This is a genomic window from Bartonella sp. CR84HXZ, assembly GCF_042194535.1.
In the GTDB taxonomy this organism is placed as follows: domain Bacteria; phylum Pseudomonadota; class Alphaproteobacteria; order Rhizobiales; family Rhizobiaceae; genus Bartonella; species Bartonella grahamii.
The window spans coordinates 1-4207 of sequence record NZ_JBHIMY010000043.1 but is presented as its reverse complement, the minus strand read 5'-3'; the positions used below and the strand labels follow the sequence as shown (position 1 = coordinate 4207).

The following is a 4207-nucleotide window of genomic DNA, read 5'->3' as shown; positions in this document are numbered from 1 at the left end:
GAAGCCGTTGATAAATTGGCAATAGAAATGCGTGCAAAGCGCTTCGGTTTAACGCTACAAGAGGCAAAAAATCCACTTTCTGGGTCTTACATAGGGCGACTTTGTTTGCAAGGTGTAATAACACAAGAGCAATACGACGCCGCCCAACAGTATTTACAGATAAGAAATAATTATCTTTGCGCAAAGGGCTTGCCTAATGCGATTTATGACGAAATGCCGTCATCATCTGATGATAAGGCAAGAGATAAATGGGTAGAATTTGCAACAGAGCAGTTTATAAACACGCAAGAGGCACTAAAAGAAGCCCAATGCCTCTATAGACAATATAACCTTTATGCAGCGTTACAGTATCTCGTTATAGAAGATCAAATGCTACCACACCTTGTGAATTCATTACGTGTTGCTCTTAATGTGCTTCATAAGTACTTTTCATAAGTATGCAATTATTCATAAAAATAAATAAGCATATCATTTACTATTTCAATTTCATGATCTAGCCTTTTAACTTTTTCTTTTTGTGTAGCAATAGTCTTTCGAACATCGGTAATGATATCGAGGAGTTGTGATACCTTTTCATGTTGCTTATTTCGTTTTGCTCTATCTAAATGCTGCATTTGCTCTATTTCGAATTGCATATTGCTTATCACGGCACGCGATACACTATTTCGGTTTATGACTAGACGACGCCATTGCTCTATAGTTTTTATATGTTGCTTAGCTAGTCGTGCTGGTAGTGACAAAGTTTTTTCTACGTATTTATCGTGTATCCATTGAGCGTTGTAACACCTTTGTTCCCACCAATTGTAATTTTTATACAGATAATCACTGCGTGCTCTCTCTAGTCTTACTACTTCTTTTGAACAGCAGAATTCATCTAAATTATCATCAGCGTATCCGTTTGAAGGGAATATAAGATAGGTTGTAAAAAGTGCGATAATTAATACGCTTCTAAATAAAGATTTTTTTATAAACATCATTTCTACCTTAATATGTCTACCTTAATATGCACTTTATCTGTTTAACTGATTCCTTTTGAAATTATCAATATGTGTTATTTTTATGTTGACAAAGTGTAGCAAATCGTATTTAATGACCTTACTGTACTTAGGCTTATTGTGTCTAGAGAGGGAAATGTACAGTTCAAAATCCCCGCAAATGCGGGGTTTTTTATTATCTGGAGGGCGTATTTTATGACATCAGAAAATACACAGCAGGCTCCACAACCCATTAAAAAGCGTATACCACCAAAGGCAGGTCAAGGGCGTGTCAAAGGCGTTCCGAATAAGATGACGCGCATTTTAAAAGAAGCAGTGGTTAAGGCTGCTGAGAATGCTGGGAATAAAATTGGCAAGGATGGTTTGATCTCTTATCTGGAAAAGCAGGCTATGGAATGCCCCGCTGCTTATTTAGCGTTGCTTGGTAAGGTGTTGCCTTTACAGGTAACAGGTGAAGATGGGGGAGCCATTAAGGTGATAACGCGTGTAGAAATCGCGCCTTTGGTCAATGACAACACGACAGATTAGTATTGTACCAAAACTCATTCCTATTTTTGCAGGGGATGCTTTGGTACGAGCGGCTTGGGGTGGACGCGGTTCAGGCAAAACAAGATCATTTGCCTTGATGGCTGCTTTAAAAGGCTATCAATTTGGTATGCAAGGGATATCGGGCACTATCCTTTGTGCACGGCAGTTTCAAAACTCGCTAGCAGAAAGTTCATTGGAGGAGATTAAACGCGCCATTGAAGCGCATGACTTTTTAAAGGACTATTACAAGGTTGGGGAATCTTCGATTAAGTCAATTGATGGTCGTATAGCCTTTCAGTTTTCTGGTCTTGACCGGAATATTGCAAGTATCAAATCCATGGGGCGTATTTTGCTGTGTTGGGTTGATGAGGCAGAGCCCGTTACAGAGACGGCTTGGCAAACGCTTATACCGACTTTGCGAGAAGAAGGAGAGGGGTGGCGGGCAGAGTTATGGGTGACATGGAACCCGTTGCGAGAGAATGCCCCCGTTGAGAAGCGGTTTCGCTTTTCAGACAATGAGGCAATTAAGCGTGTTGAGATCAACTGGTCAGACAATCCGAAGTTTCCCAAGATCTTGAATGAAGCACGACTTGATGATCTGAGAAACCGTCCAGAGACCTATAAGCATATTTGGGAGGGGGCTTATCTTACAGCGGTTCAGGGTGCTTATTATCAAAAGGAAATGTTGGCAGCTGAGCAAGAGGGGCGGATAGGGCGTGTTGCTCGTGACCCTTTAATGCAAATACGTGCTTTTTGGGATATTGGGGGCACGGGTGCCAAGGCAGATGCAACAGCGATATGGATAGCACAGTTTGTGGGGCGAGAAATTAGAGTGCTTAATTATTACGAAGCACAGGGACAGCCGTTATCAGAGCATATAGGCTGGTTACGTCAAAATGGTTATGAGAAGGCACTGATGGTTCTCCCCCATGACGGTGCGACGAGAGACCGTGTGCACAATGTGAGTTTTGAGAGCGCTCTTAAACAGGCAGGCTTTCAAACAAAAGTTATCCCTAATCAGGGAGCAGGAGCTGTTAAGATACGTATAGAAACAGTCCGCCGTGTTTTGCCTTCTGTTTGGTTTAATGAGAAGACGACGGTAGCAGGACGTAAGGCACTGAATTGGTATCATGAGAAATGGGATGAGAAGCGCAATATTGGCTTGGGAGCAGAGCACGATTGGTCCAGTCATGGGGCAGATGCGTTTGGACTGATGTGCATTTCATACAAACCACCAAAAGAAATACAAAAGCGACCAGCTTATAGCGGCAGAACGGAATATGAGAGCACGTCATGGATGGCAGAATGATGTATGATGAAGAGCATTTAGACAAAGAAAGTAACGCATCAGATCTGTCGACAGAAGGCTTATTTCGTAAGCTTGTGAGCTGGTACAAAGAAGATGTGGAGCATGTGAACAAATGGCGTGAACATGCGCGGGAGGATTTTGGTTTTTACAATGGTGATCAATGGAATGAAGAAGATTTATCGGCGTTAAAAAAGCAACGCCGCCCCGTTATGACCTTTAATCGTATTGCCCCATTGGTCAATGCCGTTGTGGGGTCAGAGCGTAATAACAAGCGCGAAGTGCAGTTTATTCCACGTCAAGTAGGGAAGGCATTGCCTAGTGAATTGCTTACCGGTGCGGCAGAATGGTTTCGGGACATGGCGCATGCCGAATACGCTGATAGTGATGCTTTCCAAGATGCGGTTATCTGTGGCATGGGGTGGACTGATACACGGCTTGATTATGAGAACAGCCTCGATGGTGAACCGGTAATTACCCGTTTAGACCCGTTAAAGATGGTTTGGGATAGTGCAGCGGTGCAACCGAATTTAACCGATGCGCAACGTTTGTGGTATGTAGACCGCAAGCCGTTAGAAGTAGCTAAGCAGATGTTTCCCAAATCTCATTGGACAGAGTTGAGTGCAGATTGGGCAAGGGATGGTAGCTCTCATGAAGGTGTTCACCATAATGATCTTGATTATTACAGCGATGAGGGGAGCATTGATGTTGAAAACGGTCGTCGGATGGTCACGCTTGTTGAATGCCGTTGGTTTGAAAGCGAGCGATATTATAAAGCACCCGATTTAAGCACTGGAGAACTTCGTGATTATAGCGAGGAAGAATTTAAACAGCTTCAATGCATGATGCCTAATATTCAAGGGGCAGCTTTCAATAAAAAGGTTGTAAGGCGTGCTTTTTTAGGGAGAAAGCTGCTTGAATCCCCCGATCAACCCATGGTTCCAGCTGGTCAATTGGGTTGGGAGTGTATAACGGGGTATTTTGACAAGATAGAACGGCAATTTTATGGGGTTGTGCGTCCTACAAAAGATCCTCAACGGTGGGCGAATAAATATTTCAGTCAAGTGATGTATATCCTTAATAGCCAATCCAAAGGGGGGCTTATTGTCGAGGAAGGGGCGTTTAAGGACATCAGGCAGGCTATGCAAGATTGGGCGCGAGCTGATGCGTTGCTAGTTGCTGAAGATGGCGCCCTTGCACAAGGAAAGATCCAACCCAAACCCGTAGCAGAATTTCCAACGGGGTTTTTCCAGCTGTTTAATGAAGCTAAGGAAGCAATTAATCAGGTGACGGGTTTATCCCCCGAATTCATTGGCACAAGGGAAGTGACACAAGCGGGTATTTTGGAGGCACAACGACGCCAATCCAGTTTAAATCT

The 4207-nt window shown here is 43.4% G+C and carries 5 protein-coding genes; 4 read left to right on the top strand and 1 reads right to left on the bottom strand.

Features of this window, described 5'->3' with window-relative positions:
* A partial coding sequence (locus ACFIKD_RS08880; protein ID WP_375647814.1) for a hypothetical protein occupies positions 1 to 435 on the top strand: 435 nt, incomplete at its 5' end.
* Between the two features lie 8 nt (positions 436 to 443).
* On the opposite strand, the gene ACFIKD_RS08875 is transcribed toward ACFIKD_RS08880, so the two are convergent.
* Positions 444 to 977 (bottom strand): hypothetical protein, encoded by a 534-nt coding sequence (locus tag ACFIKD_RS08875; protein WP_147269651.1) that lies wholly within the window; start codon positions 975 to 977, stop codon positions 444 to 446.
* A gap of 213 nt (positions 978 to 1190) precedes the next feature.
* Between ACFIKD_RS08875 and ACFIKD_RS08870 the strand changes: the two genes are divergently transcribed.
* The 3 genes from ACFIKD_RS08870 to ACFIKD_RS08860 form a co-directional block, all read left to right on the top strand.
* On the top strand, positions 1191 to 1523 hold the full coding sequence (locus ACFIKD_RS08870) for a hypothetical protein (protein WP_273791598.1): 333 nt from the start codon (positions 1191 to 1193) through the stop codon (positions 1521 to 1523).
* Positions 1504 to 2832, top strand: a complete 1329-nt coding sequence (locus tag ACFIKD_RS08865) for a PBSX family phage terminase large subunit (RefSeq protein ID WP_375647813.1) — start codon at positions 1504 to 1506, stop codon at positions 2830 to 2832. The genes ACFIKD_RS08870 and ACFIKD_RS08865 overlap by 20 nt, the downstream gene beginning before the upstream one ends.
* On the top strand, positions 2817 to 4207 hold a 1391-nt coding region (locus ACFIKD_RS08860; protein WP_375647811.1), incomplete at its 3' end, for a portal protein. The genes ACFIKD_RS08865 and ACFIKD_RS08860, both read left to right, overlap by 16 nt.

Coding starts and splice junctions, on each gene's coding strand:
- ACFIKD_RS08875 (WP_147269651.1), bottom strand. CDS start 977: ATGATGTTTATAAAAAAATCTTTATTTAGAAGCGTATTAATTATCGCA.
- ACFIKD_RS08870 (WP_273791598.1), top strand. CDS start 1,191: ATGACATCAGAAAATACACAGCAGGCTCCACAACCCATTAAAAAGCGT.
- ACFIKD_RS08865 (WP_375647813.1), top strand. CDS start 1,504: ATGACAACACGACAGATTAGTATTGTACCAAAACTCATTCCTATTTTT.